Raw genomic sequence first — 19,737 nt, 5'->3', positions numbered from 1 at the left:
TTGTTACATATTTCTGCGGTACTGTCCGCCTACTTCAAACAACGCTGAAGTTATTTGTCCTAATGAGCATACTTTGCTTGCATCCATCAATACTTCAAATATATTCTTGTTGTTCACTGCTGCGGTTTGCACGGCTTCTAAAGCTTTAGCTACAGCATCTGTATTGCGTGCATTAAGGCTTTCTTTTGTGTTTATTTGGAACTGTTTTTCTTCTTCCGTAGCACGTATCACCTCTTTAGGCACCACAGTTGGTGAACCTTTTGATGACAAGAAGGTGTTTACGCCGATAATAGGGAAATCACCATTGTGCTTCAAGGTTTCGTAATACAACGATTCTTCTTGAATTTTAGAACGCTGATACATGGTTTCCATAGCACCCAATACACCGCCACGTTCTGTAATACGGTCAAACTCTGCCAAAACAGCTTCCTCAACCAAGTCGGTCAGTTCTTCAATAATAAACGATCCTTGAATAGGGTTTTCGTTCTTAGCTAAACCTAACTCTTTGTTGATAATCAACTGTATGGCCATGGCTCTACGTACCGATTCCTCTGTTGGCGTAGTAATCGCCTCGTCGTATGCATTTGTGTGCAATGAGTTACAGTTATCGTAAATAGCATACAAGGCTTGTAATGTAGTACGAATGTCATTGAAATCAATCTCTTGCGCGTGTAACGAACGACCCGATGTTTGGATGTGGTACTTCAACATTTGCGCACGTTCATTGGCACCGTACTTATTCTTTAAGGCTTTTGCCCAGATTCTTCTTGCTACACGGCCAATTACTGAGTACTCAGGATCGATACCATTTGAGAAGAAGAACGACAAGTTTGGTCCAAAGGCATTGATGTCCATTCCGCGCGATAAATAATACTCTACGTACGTGAAACCGTTTGCCAAGGTAAACGCCAACTGGGTTACTGGGTTTGCGCCGGCTTCGGCAATGTGATACCCCGATATAGATACCGAATAGAAATTACGCACATTTTGGTTGATGAAGTACTCTTGTACATCACCCATCAAGCGCAATGCAAACTCGGTTGAGAAGATACATGTGTTCTGAGCCTGATCTTCTTTTAGAATATCGGCTTGCACCGTACCACGCACTTGCGCCAACGTGTTCTTTTTAATTTCTGCATATACATCGGCTGGCAACACTTGGTCACCTGTAACGCCTAAAAGCATCAAGCCTAAACCATCGTTTCCTTCAGGTAAATCACCGTTATATCGCGGACGTTCAGCTCCTTTTTCCTTGTAGATGGCTTCGATTTTAGCTTCAACTTCTGCTTCTAATCCATTTTCTTTGATGTATTTTTCGCAGTTTTGATCGATAGCCGCATTCATAAAGAAGCCTAATAACATAGGCGCTGGCCCGTTGATGGTCATCGAAACTGAGGTTGCTGCATGCGATAAATCGAATCCTGAATACAGTTTCTTTGCATCATCTAAACAACAAATAGAAACTCCTGCATTTCCAATTTTTCCGTAAATATCAGGACGATGCCCTGGATCGTTCCCATATAATGTTACCGAATCAAACGCGGTAGACAAACGTTTTGCAGGCATTCCTTTAGAAACGTAGTGGAAACGACGGTTGGTTCTTTCAGGTCCACCCTCTCCTGCAAACATACGTGTTGGGTCTTCACCCTCGCGCTTAAACGGATACAATCCCGATGTAAAAGGAAACTCTCCGGGTACATTTTCTTGCAACACCCAACGCAAAATATCGCCCCAAGCCTCATACTTAGGCAACGCTATCTTAGGAATTTGCAAATGTGAAAGCGACTCTGAATGGGTTTGTATCTTAATTTCCTTATCGCGTACCTTGAAAGCGTACACAGGATTTTTGTATTTGTTTACCTTTTCATCCCAAGTAGTGATTACTTCCCAGTTGAAAGGGTCTAAATTCATCTTTAATTTATCAAACTCGGCCAATAATACTTTGCTTAAATCAGCATTATGAGTACCTGTAATCTCAATTCCATAGGTATTGATGGTTGGCATTTTGCCCGATAAAGTTTCAATGGTTTTAAAGAAACCGTACAGTTTTTGTGCTACCTCTTTTTGTGCAACAGCACGGCTATCATACCCACGATTGTTTTCTGCAATCTCTGATAAATAACGCGTACGTGATGGCGGAATCACAAAAATCTTCTCACTCATTTCTTTCGTGATCTCGAAGTTTGATTTCAAATCAGCCCCTGTTTTCTCCACTACTTTATCCATAATGGATTTGTACAATTGGTTGGTTCCAGGATCGTTGAACTGAGATGCAATGGTGCCAAACACAGGCATTGTTTCCGGGTTTGCATCCCACAAGTTGTGGTTGCGTTGGTATTGTTTTTTCACATCGCGCAAAGCATCCAAAGCTCCGCGTTTGTCAAATTTATTAATAGCTACAATATCAGCAAAATCAAGCATATCAATCTTTTCAAGCTGCGTAGCGGCACCAAATTCAGGTGTCATGATGTATAATGATGCATCCGAATGATCCAAGATTTCAGTATCAGACTGACCAATACCTGAAGTTTCCAAGATGATTAAATCATACTCGGCAGCTTTCAATACCTGAAGTGCTTCTTCCACATATTTGCTCAACGCCAAGTTGGACTGACGTGTTGCCAACGAACGCATATACACACGCGAATTGTTGATAGAGTTCATACGGATACGATCGCCAAGCAAAGCGCCGCCCGTTTTCTTTTTAGAAGGATCTACCGAAACCAGTGCAATGGTCTTTTCTGGGAAATCAATTAAAAAACGACGCACCAACTCATCCACCATTGATGACTTACCTGCACCACCCGTACCGGTAATACCCAACACAGGTGCCGTTTTGTTTGTTACTTTTTCAAAGTCGAAAAGCTTCAAGAAGTCGTCTTCTCTATTTTCAGCCAACGAAATTAAACGCGCAATTGTAGTTACATCTTTATCTTTTAAGGATTGATAAATATCTTTTCCTTGAGGTAATTGTAAATTAGGTGTAGGATAATCTGCTTTCTCCACCATATCATTAATCATACCTTGTAGCCCCATTTCACGACCATCATCCGGTGAATAGATACGCGTGATGCCGTGCTCCATTAAATCCTTAATCTCAGAAGGAAGGATTACACCGCCACCGCCACCAACTATGCGTATGTGGCCCGCACCTTTTTCTTGAAGTAAATCGTACATATATTTGAAATACTCGTTATGACCACCTTGATAAGAGGTCATAGCAATAGCATTTGCATCTTCTTGAATAGCTGTATTCACAACATCTTCAACCGATTTATCGTGACCTAAGTGAATCACCTCACAACCTGTTGCTTGAATAATACGACGCATGATGTTAATAGCTGCATCGTGCCCATCAAACAAAGCTGCTGCTGTAACTATTCTTACTTTATTTTTTGGAGTATAAATATTTTGTTCCATACTGATTTTATTTCAACTGCGCAAGTTACAGCTTTTAGCTTGTATATAAAAGTAGATTGATTTAAATATGAAACTCATTTTTACACAAAAAAACAGGAAGCGTTTGCTTCCTGTTTTTTGTTTTAAAGTTCTAGGCTTTTATCGTTTTAATGAGAAGTGACCTTGTACTTCTTTTTGTAAGCCTGTTTTTGGATCTATGTATTCTGCTTTGAACCAGTAATCGGTTGATGGCATTGGTTTGCCATTAAAGGTTCCATCCCATCCTTCGCCTGCTGGACTAATTTGTTTGATTAGTTTTCCAAAGCGATCAAAGATGTAAATCTTAGCTTTTGGTTGGTTCTTTAATGCCCATATGTTCCATGTATCATTATGTCCGTCGTTGTTTGGGGTAAAGAATTTTGGATAATCCATTGTGGTAATAACTTTACTTGCCTCACATGACAAACCTACTTTGGTACGTACATAAACAATATGCTCACCTGGTGTTACATCTAAAAAGATGTTATTATCTTGCCACGGACCGTTATCTAAACGATACTCTAACTCTATACCTGCACCTGCGTAAGCTAATACTTCTATAGCATTGGCACCTCCAAAACTATCGGTTAACTTAACCTCGTCTATAGTAATACTTGCTGCTTGCTGTACCACTGCACTACGTGTTGTTGTACAACCGTTGGTACCCGTTACAGTTACAGAATAAGTACCAGGTGCTTTTGCAAATAACTTACGTCCTCCATCAACAAGATCGGCTACATTTGGTGTTACCGCACCTCCATTATAAGTCCAATCAAAAGTATAAGCTACATTTAATGGAATACCTGTATCTAAAGTGTGGCCTTTGATAAGTTGATCCCCATCACGGCTCTCATAACAAATAATACCGTCTACTAATGGTTTTACTTCTGGTGCATCTTTTATGTGAACTACAAATTCTACATTAGCTGTACACACAATAGTTGGATCATTATTATAAACTACGGCTCTTAATGTTTCTCCATTTCTTACTTGTACGCTAGTTGCTGGATCTGGAATTTTATCTCCATTGTATCGCTCATAACGTACTAACAATCCTGTTTGTGGTTGTGTTCTTATAACTTGAACATCAAGTGTAGTTAAATCTACTAATGAAATACCATCGTTTACATAATCTGTTTCACAAAACTCTGCATCATCAGGTCTAAATGCATAAACATTTTGTTCAATTTGTAATAAGAAATCTCCAACATTAAAACATTTGGTTTTCTTATTCTCTACGCGTACCCAAATTCTTTGTTGAGTAACTGTTGTATTTGTATAGGTATAAGGTAATGGTTTAACACCACCTTCTGCATCTAATTGGCTTGCATGGTAGGTTACTATAAAATCTGCTGCTGCTTGTTGCGCACCTAATGCTTCTGCATCTTTATCATGTAAATTAAATGTTGTTGTTGGGGCAGGTGTATCCATACAAGCTGCTAATGGCGTCATAGGACCAACAGTTGGCCATGGGTTAACAATTAACTCTAATGGAACTACTACTACACATTGCTGGTCTGTATCTGTAAAGCTGTTTACTACACGTACATAAACGGTTGAACTATTACTTAAATAATTATCTTTTGTAGCAATAGCTCCTGTATTGGTTTGTGCACCAACTGCATCTACAAAGTAACTATAATCGTAATGTGCAAAATTACTTAAATTTGGCTCTGCCTTTGTTAAATCAAATGTTGCAAATCCTGATCCAAATGCATTTTCACACATCTCTAATGGCAATGGTGTCATGTTTGGCTCTGGTAATGGCAATACACGAACTGTTAATGTGATAACACTTCTACAACCGTATTGATTTACTACTGATACATAAATGGTTTGCGGATTAACTGTGTTGTAAAATTGTTTTGGATTTTGGATTTTGCTCCATCCTTTCTCTGCATCCTGCTTAGTAAGGTGGTAGGTAACTACTGCTCCAAAAATTTGACCTCCTAGGATATCACGTTCTCTAATAGTTAAATCTATTTCTCTTTGTCCATCATTTGGTAAACCAGTATCACACATTACTATTGGTAACGGTTGATGTAATACCAATGGTGCTACTACTTCTATTTCAAAACTCATTACTCGTGAACATCCTCCTGGTTTTGAAGTATCTTCTATGCGAACCCAAATTGTTTCTGGATTACTAGAATTTTGATATTGTTTAGGTGTAACAATCCAATTAGTATTGCTATCTGCTAATGCCTTAGTGGTAAAATATCGTATTTGATAGGTTCCTTGAACTGATTGAGCAGCCAATAACGCAGCGTCTTGTTGTGTTAAATCAAATAATGTTGATTGATCTTGTGTATTCCCTAACACATCACACTCTACTAATTTTGGTAAAGTTGCTGGTATCTTTGGTGGAATTACTAATTGGAACGAAATTGGATAAACTGAAAAACATCTTGAAACCGGATCCTCTACTCGTATCCATACTGTTGGATTACCTGGTTTTAAGTTATCATAAGCTACTGGGTTACCAATAAAACCAACATTATTCTCCGCATCTGACTGGGTTTCAAAAAACTGAAAACCATAGTTATGACCTGTAGCATCTACCAAATCTTTTCCATATAAATATAGATTGATTCTACCAAAACCTGAATCGCTACAAATTACATAAGGTGTAGTTGGAACATTGATTACTGGATTGGCTTTTACTTCTAATTTTAATGTACTTACTACAAAACATCCTGTTGTGGCATTGAACACACGTACATAAATGGTTTGAACATTTGGTGATACATTTTGGTATTGATTTGGTAATGGACTAACTCCTGATTGTGCATCAGAATTGGTGTAATGAAAACTTACACTTAATCCTTGTTGAATCCCTACAATACTTGCTCTCATGCTTGCTAAATCAAACACCTCAAATCCATTTCCATCAGTATCACACATATAAGCTGTTGGTAAAGGATTAGCTATTGTTGGCATACTTGCTAATTCTAATTCTACACGTGTTACTGCAAAACAACCTGTTGTTTTATCTACTACACGTACATAAATTACTTTTGACACACTTGTTGAAAAACTTGTTGGGTTACCTATAGCACCTGTACCTGACATTGCTGCACTTATACTAATATGATAAGTTACTGTATAATTGGTAGCATTTAACCCCTGTAGCAACTCTGCTTCTTTACTAGTTAAATTAACAACCTCTACTGCATCATTATTAACATCACAAACTACAATTTTTCCAATTGGATTAATTGGTGGGGTTTTATTAACTTTTAATAATAAAGGAACTGTATTATAACAACTAGAATTAGTAAATCCTACACGTACATAAATGGTTTGTTGGTCTTTTACTTTATTAATATAAGCTCCAGTATTACCAATTGCATTTGCATTTGCATCTGCTTCTCCTTGTGTTTCATGGAATGTAACTACTGCGTTTTGTGGCATTGGATTGCCCGCAATTAGCACACGCGTTGCATCTAAATTAAACTCTCCAAAACCATCATTATTTAAATCACAATAGGTTAATGGCGCTAATGCATTTGCTGTTGGGGTGTTTACAATTTGTAATTGTAATGGAACTACTTTAAAACAATCACCATCTAAATTGCGAACGCGTACATAAATAGTACCTGCAGGTCCCGTATAGTTAGCTGGTAACATTAAGGCTGTATTGCCTAATATTGCATCTTGTTGATTTGTATAGTATTCTAAAGAAACACCAACTGAAGTAAGTGGTATTAAATTATAGGCCATATTTAAATCAAATGTTGCTAATCCACTACTATTTATTTCACAAGATGTTAAAGGTAAAATAGTAGCTTGTGTTAGAGGCAAACGATATCTAAATAAATAAAAAGAGGTAACTCCGTAAGCTTGTGCATTGGTATCATTGGTTACACGAACCCATATGCGCTCTCCATGTGTTCCATTATAAGTAGATAAATTACCTACTGGTATAGCACCTTGACCAGCATCTGCGTCTACCTTACTTATATGATAAGTTACTGTATAACCAGCCGCATTGTTATAAACTACTGGTGTTTGGACAGTTAAATCAAATGTTTGAACAGTATCACCTTCACATAATGTTAAATTTGGTAACTGATTTAAATATAAAGTACAATTTACAAAGCTTAATGTAAATGATGCTATGTAAGGACATGGATTATTTAACTCATAAGCACGCACCCATAGTGTTACTGGAACTGCAGCATTATTAGCTAAGTCATATAAATCTGATATAGAATTCTTATCATCCTCCGCATCTTTCTTATTCGTATAAAATTTGAATAATATATTAGGATTTGTAGTAGTACCAACTACTGCATCTTTTAAATCAAAACGTGTGGTTAACCCTTTGGTTGGACACAACTGTAAATTTTGTGGCGCATTAATACGAACATAATTATAAAACTCTATTCGAACTGGTGCTGATTCCATTACACAACCTGCTACATTAGGTATAAGTGCACGTACATGATAGTCTCCGGTTTCTGTAACCACCAAATTAGCTCCTGTTTGCCCAGGTATCTTTATTCCATCTTTGAACCATTCAAAGGTGAATAAATTTGGATCCATTCCTGATTTTAATGTATGGCTATCTCCTACACACAAACCTTTTCCATCATCAATTAAGATAGGATTCCCTAAATCTAAATTACCAATATCAAAACTTCCTGCTTTAAAATAAGCAGCTGATGTATGCGCTGCATTTGGACAAAAATCCATAACTGCTAGTTTAATACGGTATTTACGGCCAGGAACTACATTAGCAATTCTAGAAACCATAGGTACAGTATGCCCTATAAAATTAATTGGTGCTGATAACGGAGGTACTTGATTTGCTGCTGTTCCGTAATAATTATCAAAAAATTCAGGATTAATTGTTCTACATAAGGTTCCATTAACAGAATGCGATTTATTTAAATCGCTTACAGTATTTATTGATATTGGTGTATTTGTACCTGGCAACTTTGCTAAGTTTTCCCCCACACCTGTAGTAGTATCAATTAACCAAGCTGCAAACATAGCACCATTCTCACATCTCCATGTACAACCACTACTCCAGCTATTACTAGCAAATAAGTATTCAAAATTCACCGTACTCTGCACAGGTATAAAATCAAACTCTAATGTAGTTGAGCGCATATCAGATTGATTTGGCCAACCTCCTGCATCATTAATAGCGTCATTTAAATCTTTATCTCCTGTCCATCTATGAGCATTTCCTGGTCCTATAGGGCCGTTGGCTGGACCTGGAGTAAATTTAGGATCTCCTGTTCCTAAAAGTATAGCCCTATCAAAAGGAAATGAAGATGTATTTTTTTGAACATACCCCAATGTATAAAAGTCTCTAGTTGCAGGAGAACCATCACCATTTTGGTATTTAACATTAGATACTAAATCGCATGATGAATTAACCAATACTTCCTTAACAAGGCGTTCTGGCGTATATGTATCATCTACTTTAACATAACTGTACTGCTGACTATACCCTGTTGAGCAGACAAGTAAAAATAACAAAGAGAAATTACTAATCCTCTTTAAAAAAGTATTCTTCATCATATATAAAGCTAAAAAATCATTATTTAAATTTGAGAACAAAAAACAAACAAGTAAAAACTTTAACCAACCTATTTCTTTTTTGCGCAATATACTTTTTTTTAAGATAATTTTAAAACTTTTTTACATAAAAAAACAGGAAGCGTTTGCTTCCTGTTTTTTGTTTTAAAGTTCTAGGCTTTTATCGTTTTAATGAGAAGTGACCTTGTACTTCTTTTTGTAAGCCTGTTTTTGGATCTATGTATTCTGCTTTGAACCAGTAATCGGTTGATGGCATTGGTTTGCCATTAAAGGTTCCATCCCATCCTTCGCCTGCTGGACTAATTTGTTTGATTAGTTTTCCAAAGCGATCAAAGATGTAAATCTTAGCTTTTGGTTGGTTCTTTAATGCCCATATGTTCCATGTATCATTATGTCCGTCGTTGTTTGGGGTAAAGAATTTTGGATAATCCATTGTGGTAATAACTTTACTTGCCTCACATGACAAACCTACTTTGGTACGTACATAAACAATATGCTCACCTGGTGTTACATCTAAAAAGATGTTATTATCTTGCCACGGACCGTTATCTAAACGATACTCTAACTCTATACCTGCACCTGCGTAAGCTAATACTTCTATAGCATTGGCACCTCCAAAACTATCGGTTAACTTAACCTCGTCTATAGTAATACTTGCTGCTTGCTGTACCACTGCACTACGTGTTGTTGTACAACCGTTGGTACCCGTTACAGTTACAGAATAAGTACCAGGTGCTTTTGCAAATAACTTACGTCCTCCATCAACAAGATCGGCTACATTTGGTGTTACCGCACCTCCATTATAAGTCCAATCAAAAGTATAAGCTACATTTAATGGAATACCTGTATCTAAAGTGTGGCCTTTGATAAGTTGATCCCCATCACGGCTCTCATAACAAATAATACCGTCTACTAATGGTTTTACTTCTGGTGCATCTTTTATGTGAACTACAAATTCTACATTAGCTGTACACACAATAGTTGGATCATTATTATAAACTACGGCTCTTAATGTTTCTCCATTTCTTACTTGTACGCTAGTTGCTGGATCTGGAATTTTATCTCCATTGTATCGCTCATAACGTACTAACAATCCTGTTTGTGGTTGTGTTCTTATAACTTGAACATCAAGTGTAGTTAAATCTACTAATGAAATACCATCGTTTACATAATCTGTTTCACAAAACTCTGCATCATCAGGTCTAAATGCATAAACATTTTGTTCAATTTGTAATAAGAAATCTCCAACATTAAAACATTTGGTTTTCTTATTCTCTACGCGTACCCAAATTCTTTGTTGAGTAACTGTTGTATTTGTATAGGTATAAGGTAATGGTTTAACACCACCTTCTGCATCTAATTGGCTTGCATGGTAGGTTACTATAAAATCTGCTGCTGCTTGTTGCGCACCTAATGCTTCTGCATCTTTATCATGTAAATTAAATGTTGTTGTTGGGGCAGGTGTATCCATACAAGCTGCTAATGGCGTCATAGGACCAACAGTTGGCCATGGGTTAACAATTAACTCTAATGGAACTACTACTACACATTGCTGGTCTGTATCTGTAAAGCTGTTTACTACACGTACATAAACGGTTGAACTATTACTTAAATAATTATCTTTTGTAGCAATAGCTCCTGTATTGGTTTGTGCACCAACTGCATCTACAAAGTAACTATAATCGTAATGTGCAAAATTACTTAAATTTGGCTCTGCCTTTGTTAAATCAAATGTTGCAAATCCTGATCCAAATGCATTTTCACACATCTCTAATGGCAATGGTGTCATGTTTGGCTCTGGTAATGGCAATACACGAACTGTTAATGTGATAACACTTCTACAACCGTATTGATTTACTACTGATACATAAATGGTTTGCGGATTAACTGTGTTGTAAAATTGTTTTGGATTTTGGATTTTGCTCCATCCTTTCTCTGCATCCTGCTTAGTAAGGTGGTAGGTAACTACTGCTCCAAAAATTTGACCTCCTAGGATATCACGTTCTCTAATAGTTAAATCTATTTCTCTTTGTCCATCATTTGGTAAACCAGTATCACACATTACTATTGGTAACGGTTGATGTAATACCAATGGTGCTACTACTTCTATTTCAAAACTCATTACTCGTGAACATCCTCCTGGTTTTGAAGTATCTTCTATGCGAACCCAAATTGTTTCTGGATTACTAGAATTTTGATATTGTTTAGGTGTAACAATCCAATTAGTATTGCTATCTGCTAATGCCTTAGTGGTAAAATATCGTATTTGATAGGTTCCTTGAACTGATTGAGCAGCCAATAACGCAGCGTCTTGTTGTGTTAAATCAAATAATGTTGATTGATCTTGTGTATTCCCTAACACATCACACTCTACTAATTTTGGTAAAGTTGCTGGTATCTTTGGTGGAATTACTAATTGGAACGAAATTGGATAAACTGAAAAACATCTTGAAACCGGATCCTCTACTCGTATCCATACTGTTGGATTACCTGGTTTTAAGTTATCATAAGCTACTGGGTTACCAATAAAACCAACATTATTCTCCGCATCTGACTGGGTTTCAAAAAACTGAAAACCATAGTTATGACCTGTAGCATCTACCAAATCTTTTCCATATAAATATAGATTGATTCTACCAAAACCTGAATCGCTACAAATTACATAAGGTGTAGTTGGAACATTGATTACTGGATTGGCTTTTACTTCTAATTTTAATGTACTTACTACAAAACATCCTGTTGTGGCATTGAACACACGTACATAAATGGTTTGAACATTTGGTGATACATTTTGGTATTGATTTGGTAATGGACTAACTCCTGATTGTGCATCAGAATTGGTGTAATGAAAACTTACACTTAATCCTTGTTGAATCCCTACAATACTTGCTCTCATGCTTGCTAAATCAAACACCTCAAATCCATTTCCATCAGTATCACACATATAAGCTGTTGGTAAAGGATTAGCTATTGTTGGCATACTTGCTAATTCTAATTCTACACGTGTTACTGCAAAACAACCTGTTGTTTTATCTACTACACGTACATAAATTACTTTTGACACACTTGTTGAAAAACTTGTTGGGTTACCTATAGCACCTGTACCTGACATTGCTGCACTTATACTAATATGATAAGTTACTGTATAATTGGTAGCATTTAACCCCTGTAGCAACTCTGCTTCTTTACTAGTTAAATTAACAACCTCTACTGCATCATTATTAACATCACAAACTACAATTTTTCCAATTGGATTAATTGGTGGGGTTTTATTAACTTTTAATAATAAAGGAACTGTATTATAACAACTAGAATTAGTAAATCCTACACGTACATAAATGGTTTGTTGGTCTTTTACTTTATTAATATAAGCTCCAGTATTACCAATTGCATTTGCATTTGCATCTGCTTCTCCTTGTGTTTCATGGAATGTAACTACTGCGTTTTGTGGCATTGGATTGCCCGCAATTAGCACACGCGTTGCATCTAAATTAAACTCTCCAAAACCATCATTATTTAAATCACAATAGGTTAATGGCGCTAATGCATTTGCTGTTGGGGTGTTTACAATTTGTAATTGTAATGGAACTACTTTAAAACAATCACCATCTAAATTGCGAACGCGTACATAAATAGTACCTGCAGGTCCCGTATAGTTAGCTGGTAACATTAAGGCTGTATTGCCTAATATTGCATCTTGTTGATTTGTATAGTATTCTAAAGAAACACCAACTGAAGTAAGTGGTATTAAATTATAGGCCATATTTAAATCAAATGTTGCTAATCCACTACTATTTATTTCACAAGATGTTAAAGGTAAAATAGTAGCTTGTGTTAGAGGCAAACGATATCTAAATAAATAAAAAGAGGTAACTCCGTAAGCTTGTGCATTGGTATCATTGGTTACACGAACCCATATGCGCTCTCCATGTGTTCCATTATAAGTAGATAAATTACCTACTGGTATAGCACCTTGACCAGCATCTGCGTCTACCTTACTTATATGATAAGTTACTGTATAACCAGCCGCATTGTTATAAACTACTGGTGTTTGGACAGTTAAATCAAATGTTTGAACAGTATCACCTTCACATAATGTTAAATTTGGTAACTGATTTAAATATAAAGTACAATTTACAAAGCTTAATGTAAATGATGCTATGTAAGGACATGGATTATTTAACTCATAAGCACGCACCCATAGTGTTACTGGAACTGCAGCATTATTAGCTAAGTCATATAAATCTGATATAGAATTCTTATCATCCTCCGCATCTTTCTTATTCGTATAAAATTTGAATAATATATTAGGATTTGTAGTAGTACCAACTACTGCATCTTTTAAATCAAAACGTGTGGTTAACCCTTTGGTTGGACACAACTGTAAATTTTGTGGCGCATTAATACGAACATAATTATAAAACTCTATTCGAACTGGTGCTGATTCCATTACACAACCTGCTACATTAGGTATAAGTGCACGTACATGATAGTCTCCGGTTTCTGTAACCACCAAATTAGCTCCTGTTTGCCCAGGTATCTTTATTCCATCTTTGAACCATTCAAAGGTGAATAAATTTGGATCCATTCCTGATTTTAATGTATGGCTATCTCCTACACACAAACCTTTTCCATCATCAATTAAGATAGGATTCCCTAAATCTAAATTACCAATATCAAAACTTCCTGCTTTGAAAAAAGCGGCACTACTATGACTGTCATTTGGACAAAAATCCATAACTGCTAGTTTAATACGGTATTTACGACCTACAACTACATTAGCAACAAGAGATTGCATAGGAACAGTACCTCCAACATATGCAAATGGAGCAGACAAAGGAACTCCAGTTCCTGGCGCTCTATAAACCTCCCCCATAAATTGCGCATTAATACTAGCACAGGCTCCACCTGATTTAGAAACATCTCTAACAGTATTAATAGATATAGGATCATTAGTTCCAGGTACTTTAGCCAAATTTTGACCAATCCCTGTAGTGGTATCAATTAACCAAGCTGCAAACATAGCTCCGTTCTCACACCACTCACCACAATTTGTATGATAACTATGAGACGCAAAAAGGTATTCAAAACTAACAGTATTTTGAACAGGTATAAAATCAAACTCTAATTGAGTAGACCTATAAGTAGGTTGTGAACCTCCCCCTGCATCATTAATAGCATCATTTAAATCTTTATCTCCTGCCCATCTATGTCTATTAACCCCTATTGAACCAGTATTTTTCAACGGTCCAGGGATTTCTGAAGATATATCTGTACTTAAAACAACACCATCCTCATAGGCGAATAAAGATCCATTTTTCTGAAAATATCCCAATGTATTTATTGCTTGAGCAGCAGGACTACCATCTCCGTTTTGGTATCTTACATTCGACACCAAATCACATTGAGACCTTACTAAAACATCTTTTATCAACTTATCAGGTGTATAAGTATCATCAACCTTTAAATAACTATATTGCTGACTATACCCTATTAGAGATAATAAAAAAAGCACTATTAAATACTTATTTCTCATATGTATGTTAATTATAATTTATTACTTTATGATATATGTTATAAAAACACATTTCCTTTTAAACAGCGAAATTTACATAAAATTAAGAAACCATTAAGTTTTTTTTTCATAAAAAAAACAAATGCATCAAATTTTAACACTTAGCTCCTTATTATTTATCACAAATAAATCGAATTGTTTTCATATGAATAACTGTTTTGTTCTTTGTATTTCACTATATTTGCACTCTTATAATGTAGTCAAAAAAATATAAAAATTATGTGTAAATCAGACGCGTTTCACGATGAAATTGGAGACGATCACATTTCAACTAACGATCATACACCTTTAAGAGCTGATGCTTTTAATATGGCTGATGATGAAAAAATAGCATTGATAAAAAAAGATGTTGAAAGCATACTAACTACTTTAGGAATGGATTTAACAGACGATAGTCTAAAAGGTACTCCAAACCGTGTAGCTAAAATGTTTGTTAAAGAGATTTTTGGTGGTTTAAACCCTGCAAAAAAACCTTCAGCATCAACCTTTGATAATAAATATAAGTACAACGAAATGTTGGTTGAGAAAAACATCGTAGTTTACTCAACTTGTGAGCATCACTTATTACCTATTGTAGGTAGAGCACACGTGGCTTATATTTCTAATGGAAAAGTAGTTGGTTTATCAAAAATGAACCGTATTGTAGATTTTTACGCAAAACGTCCACAGGTTCAAGAACGTTTAACTATTCAAATTGTTGAAGAATTAAAACGTGTACTAGGAACCGAAGATGTTGCTTGTGTAATTGACGCAAAACACCTTTGTGTAAATTCTCGTGGTATTCGCGATATTGAAAGCTCAACTGTTACAGCAGAATTTGGTGGTGCTTTTAAAAACGAAATCACTCGTAGAGAATTCCTAGATTACATTAAATTAGACACTCAATTTTAAATTTCAATAAAAAATGACGTTTTACCTTAACAACAACCTAAAAATTTACAATTCGCTTACAGGTCAAAAAGAAACCTTCACTCCTATTCACTCAGGTAAAGTAGGTATGTATGTGTGTGGCCCTACTGTTTATAATTTTGTACATTTAGGTAATTGTAGAACGTTTATTTCTTTTGATTTGGTTTTTAGATATCTGAAACATTTAGGATATCAAGTTCGTTATGTGCGTAACATTACCGATGTTGGTCATATTGTTGACGATGCAGATGCAGGCGAAGACAAAATTGCGCAAAAAGCACGTTTAGAACAAATTGAGCCAATGGAAGTTGCGCAAAAATACACCGTTAACTTTCACAATACCCTAAAACAATTCAATAATTTAGAGCCGAGTATTGAACCTACTGCTACAGGACATATTATTGAACAAATTCAGGTGATTCAAAAAATCATTGACAATGGTTATGGATACGAAGTAAACGGATCGGTTTATTTTGATATTGAAAAATTCGATCAAAAATACGATTACGGCGTTTTATCGGGCAGAAACATTGAAGATATGATTGCCAATACGCGTGATTTAGATGGACAATCAGACAAACGAAATCCTTTGGATTTTGCCTTGTGGAAAAAAGCCGAACCTGAACACGTAATGCGTTGGCCTTCTCCTTGGGGCGATGGTTTTCCTGGTTGGCATTTAGAATGTACTGCCATGAGCACGAAATATTTAGGTGATCATTTTGATATTCACGGTGGCGGAATGGATTTAAAATTCCCGCATCATGAATGTGAAATTGCTCAAAACGAAGCTTCATGTGGCAACACGCCCGTTAATTATTGGATGCACGCTAATATGTTAACCTTAAACGGTAAAAAAATGTCAAAATCTACTGGAAACAACATTCTTCCACAAGAATTATTTTCGGGCGACAATAGCATTTTAAGTAAAGCATATCATCCAGCTGTTGTTCGTTTTTTCATATTGCAAGCACATTACCGTAGTATTTTAGATTTTTCTGATGATGCCATTCAAGCATCTGAAAAAGGTTTTGCCAGATTAATGGAAGCTATAGAAAATCTTAAAAACCTAAATACATCGGCAAATACTTCATCGTTTCAAATAGAAAGCTGGAAACAAAAATGTTACGATGCTATGAACGATGATTTTAATAGTCCTATTTTAATTGCGCATTTATTTGATGCAGTTAAAACAATCAATTTAGTAGTTGATGGTAAAGAAACCATTAGCGATGCTGACAAAAACAGTTTATTAGATTTAATGAACGCTTTTGTTTTTGATGTTTTAGGATTGTTTAAAGATGAAACTACATCGGCAGATCATTCAAAATTAGACGATGTTGTGAACCTTTTAATCAACATGCGCAATGAAGCACGTGCCAATAAAGATTTTGCTCAATCAGATGCAATTCGTGATCAATTGGCTGCTGTTGGTATTGTTTTAAAAGACGGCAAAGAAGGCACAACTTTTACCTTATAATATTTTACAAAAAAAGCTACTGAATCAAGTAGCTTTTTTTATCTTTGATTCTATGGAACAACTCAAAAAAATCATCATTTTCCCTTTTGTTGTACTTATACGTTTTTACCAATTATGTATATCGCCTTTTACACCTGCTTCGTGTAGGTTTACACCAACGTGTTCACACTATACCTTAGAAGCATTAAAAAAACACGGCTTGTTTAAAGGTGGTTGGTTGGGTATAAAACGCATTGCAAGTTGTCATCCGTGGGGAAAATCGGGTTATGATCCTGTTCCGTAAATACTAATAAAAACAATTTAACATGATTTGGAATCCATCAGAAGGAATTACAATTGGCGGGTTTACCCTACGCTTTTATAGTTTAATGTTTGTTATAGCCTTTGGTTTAGGCTATTACATCATGAAAAAAGTGTACGAACGCGAAAACAGAACACAAGACGAACTAGATAAACTTTTCTTTTACACCTTTATTGCTACACTTTTGGGTGCGCGTTTAGGGCACGTTTTCTTTTACGATTGGGATTATTACAAAGATCACCTATCAGAAATTTTATTACCATTTAGATTTTCACCAGAGTTTGAATTCACAGGTTTTTCAGGTTTAGCAAGTCATGGTGCTGCTATTGCTATTATTTTAGTAATGTTTTATTACAGCAAAAAAATCATTAAAAAACCTCTTTTATGGATTTTAGACCGTGTGGTTTTATCGGTAACCATTGGTGGTGTTTTTGTACGATTTGGTAACTTTTTCAATTCTGAAATTTACGGTCATATTGTAGACAAAGCATTTCCTTTTGGCGTTAAATTTATTCGCGAAGATGAATTTTGGCAAGCAAACAATTTATTCGGAATTACACAAGTAACTGATAAAAATCAAGCATACAGCTTAATTCAGAACGACCCACGTTTTGCCTCAATTTTAGAAGCCATTCCGTTTCGTCATCCAACCCAATTATATGAAGCATTTGGATACGTAATTTTATTTGCCGTTTTAATGTTGATGTATTGGAAAACCGATGCTCGTAATTATTTAGGAAAGATATTCGGCGTTTTCTTGGTTTTCTTATGGATGATACGTTTTGTTGTAGAATACGTAAAAGAAAGCCAGGGTGGTTTTGAATCATCATTAGGATTATTATCAACAGGTCAATGGTTAAGTATTCCTTTTATTATAGTAGGATTTTATCTTTGGTTTACTGCAAAAAAACGACCTTATACAACAGTATAAATATCAAAACACTCGATTATTCGGGTGTTTTTTTTATTTCAAATTTGTATCTTTATAGCATCACATAAAAAATTAGATTATGAGAAAATTTGTTTTACCAGTAATTTTAGTCGGTACCATGACTTTAGGAAGCTGTGTTTCTAAAAAAGAATATGCTAATTTACAAGCCAATTATTCTAAATTAGAAAAAGACTACAAAGGCTTAGGTCAGAAATTTCACGAATCTGAAGTAGCCTTAAGCTCTTGTACAGCAAAAACAAAAAGTTTAGAAGATATGTTGGCGCAAGAAAAAGCTTCAAACGAAGCTTTGAAAAAAACACTTGAAAGTGTGCAAGGTTCTTTAGATAAAAGCATCACACAAGGTAATGTGAATATTTCTAAATTGGTTGACGAAATTAACTCTAGCAACAAATACATTCAACATTTAGTAAACACAAAGAACAAAAGCGATTCTTTGAATGTGGTTTTAACCAACAATTTAACTCGTTCTTTAAGCAGAGAAGAATTACGCGATGTTGATGTACAAGTTTTAAAAGGTGTGGTTTATATTTCATTGGCTGATAATATGTTATATAAATCAGGTAGTTATGAAATATCAGATCGTGCAGGTGAAACTTTAAGTAAAGTTGCTAAAATCATCAACGATTATAAAGATTACGATGTGTTGATTGAAGGAAACACAGACAATGTGCCTATTACGCGTGAAAACATTCGTAACAACTGGGATTTAAGTTCTTTAAGAGCATCATCTGTTGTACAAGCGTTACAAAATAAATATGGTGTAAACCCAAAACGTTTAACAGCAGGTGGACGTGGTGAGTTTAACCCTATTGCAGACAACAATTCTGAAGCGGGTAAAACCAAAAACCGTAGAACACAAATCATCATTACTCCTAAATTAGATGAATTTATGGAACTGATTGATCAAGCTCCAGAGAAATAATAATTAAAAAAGTCAAGTTTTACAACTTGACTTTTTTAATACGCTTTACTTCCTTTAATAGTTAGTATGTGCGGTGTTTTAATTGATGGACAACAATGACCATCATCTTCAGCATATTCTAACATAGTTACATGAATTTTACCGTTTTTTATAGTATCAAAAGCAAACAAATAATCAGGTTCATAGCCCGCAATTACCTTTACATCATTCCCTATATTTTTATACAAAGTTAGTCCTTGACTCAAAATTGCATTTCCGCCATCTTTAGGAACCAAATTAAAATAAACAGCCACATCCTCTACTCCATCGCCAGTAAAATCACCTGTATGCGAAACTTGTAAATCAATAGCCATATCACCGTTTTCCGTTAAAATAGTTGGCAAATAAGCATCAAACTTCTTCATTGCTAATGCCACAGCTTCATCAGATGAAATTTGTTTTTGTTTGGGTGTAATTTGCTCTTTTACATCCTTATTATCTTCCATCTTTTCTTCGTTTTTTCTAACACAAGCCACAAAAATCATAGCACTCGCAACAATAAATACCTTTTTCATTTTCCTTTTTTTATTAAAGGTACATGTAAGTCTTAAATATTTGGACAGATTTAACA

At 35.4% G+C, this 19,737-nt stretch carries 9 protein-coding genes; 5 read left to right on the top strand and 4 right to left on the bottom strand.

Annotated features, from left to right (window positions below):
* Positions 1-3: 3 nt before the first annotated feature.
* From H1R17_RS07200 to H1R17_RS07190, 3 genes are all read right to left on the bottom strand, one after another.
* Entirely contained in the window at positions 4-3,420 is a 3,417-nt protein-coding gene (locus H1R17_RS07200; RefSeq protein ID WP_163430371.1) for a methylmalonyl-CoA mutase family protein, read from the bottom strand.
* Between the two features lie 138 nt (positions 3,421-3,558).
* Positions 3,559-8,973 carry a T9SS type B sorting domain-containing protein gene (locus H1R17_RS07195; RefSeq protein WP_163430372.1) on the bottom strand — a complete coding sequence of 1,805 codons (5,415 nt, stop codon included), beginning with the start codon at positions 8,971-8,973 and terminating at the stop codon, positions 3,559-3,561.
* A gap of 178 nt (positions 8,974-9,151) precedes the next feature.
* Positions 9,152-14,527, bottom strand: coding sequence for a T9SS type B sorting domain-containing protein (locus H1R17_RS07190; RefSeq protein ID WP_163430373.1), 5,376 nt, complete (start codon positions 14,525-14,527; stop codon positions 9,152-9,154).
* 258 nt (positions 14,528-14,785) lie between these two features.
* On the opposite strand from H1R17_RS07190, the gene folE reads away from it, so the two are divergent.
* From folE to H1R17_RS07165, 5 genes are all read left to right on the top strand, one after another.
* Positions 14,786-15,457: a GTP cyclohydrolase I FolE gene (folE, locus tag H1R17_RS07185; protein WP_163430374.1), complete on the top strand. Its 672-nt coding sequence runs from the start codon at positions 14,786-14,788 to the stop codon at positions 15,455-15,457.
* 13 nt (positions 15,458-15,470) lie between these two features.
* Positions 15,471-16,952, top strand: coding sequence for a cysteine--tRNA ligase (gene cysS / locus H1R17_RS07180; protein WP_163430375.1), 1,482 nt, complete (start codon positions 15,471-15,473; stop codon positions 16,950-16,952).
* A gap of 52 nt (positions 16,953-17,004) precedes the next feature.
* Entirely contained in the window at positions 17,005-17,235 is a 231-nt protein-coding gene (gene yidD, locus H1R17_RS07175; protein ID WP_163430376.1) for a membrane protein insertion efficiency factor YidD, read from the top strand.
* 22 nt (positions 17,236-17,257) lie between these two features.
* Positions 17,258-18,184: a prolipoprotein diacylglyceryl transferase gene (gene lgt / locus H1R17_RS07170; protein WP_163430377.1), complete on the top strand. Its 927-nt coding sequence runs from the start codon at positions 17,258-17,260 to the stop codon at positions 18,182-18,184.
* Between the two features lie 79 nt (positions 18,185-18,263).
* Positions 18,264-19,127, top strand: a complete 864-nt coding sequence (locus H1R17_RS07165; protein WP_163430378.1) for an OmpA family protein — start codon at positions 18,264-18,266, stop codon at positions 19,125-19,127.
* A gap of 35 nt (positions 19,128-19,162) precedes the next feature.
* Here H1R17_RS07165 and H1R17_RS07160 read toward each other — a convergent pair whose 3' ends face one another.
* Positions 19,163-19,681, bottom strand: coding sequence for a hypothetical protein (locus H1R17_RS07160; RefSeq protein WP_163430379.1), 519 nt, complete (start codon positions 19,679-19,681; stop codon positions 19,163-19,165).
* Positions 19,682-19,737 lie beyond the last annotated feature (56 nt).

This window comes from Flavobacterium sp. xlx-214, from assembly GCF_013874595.1.
In the GTDB taxonomy this organism is placed as follows: domain Bacteria; phylum Bacteroidota; class Bacteroidia; order Flavobacteriales; family Flavobacteriaceae; genus Flavobacterium.
The sequence above is the reverse complement of the archived record's forward strand: the minus strand, read 5'-3'. Positions and strand labels throughout refer to the sequence as shown.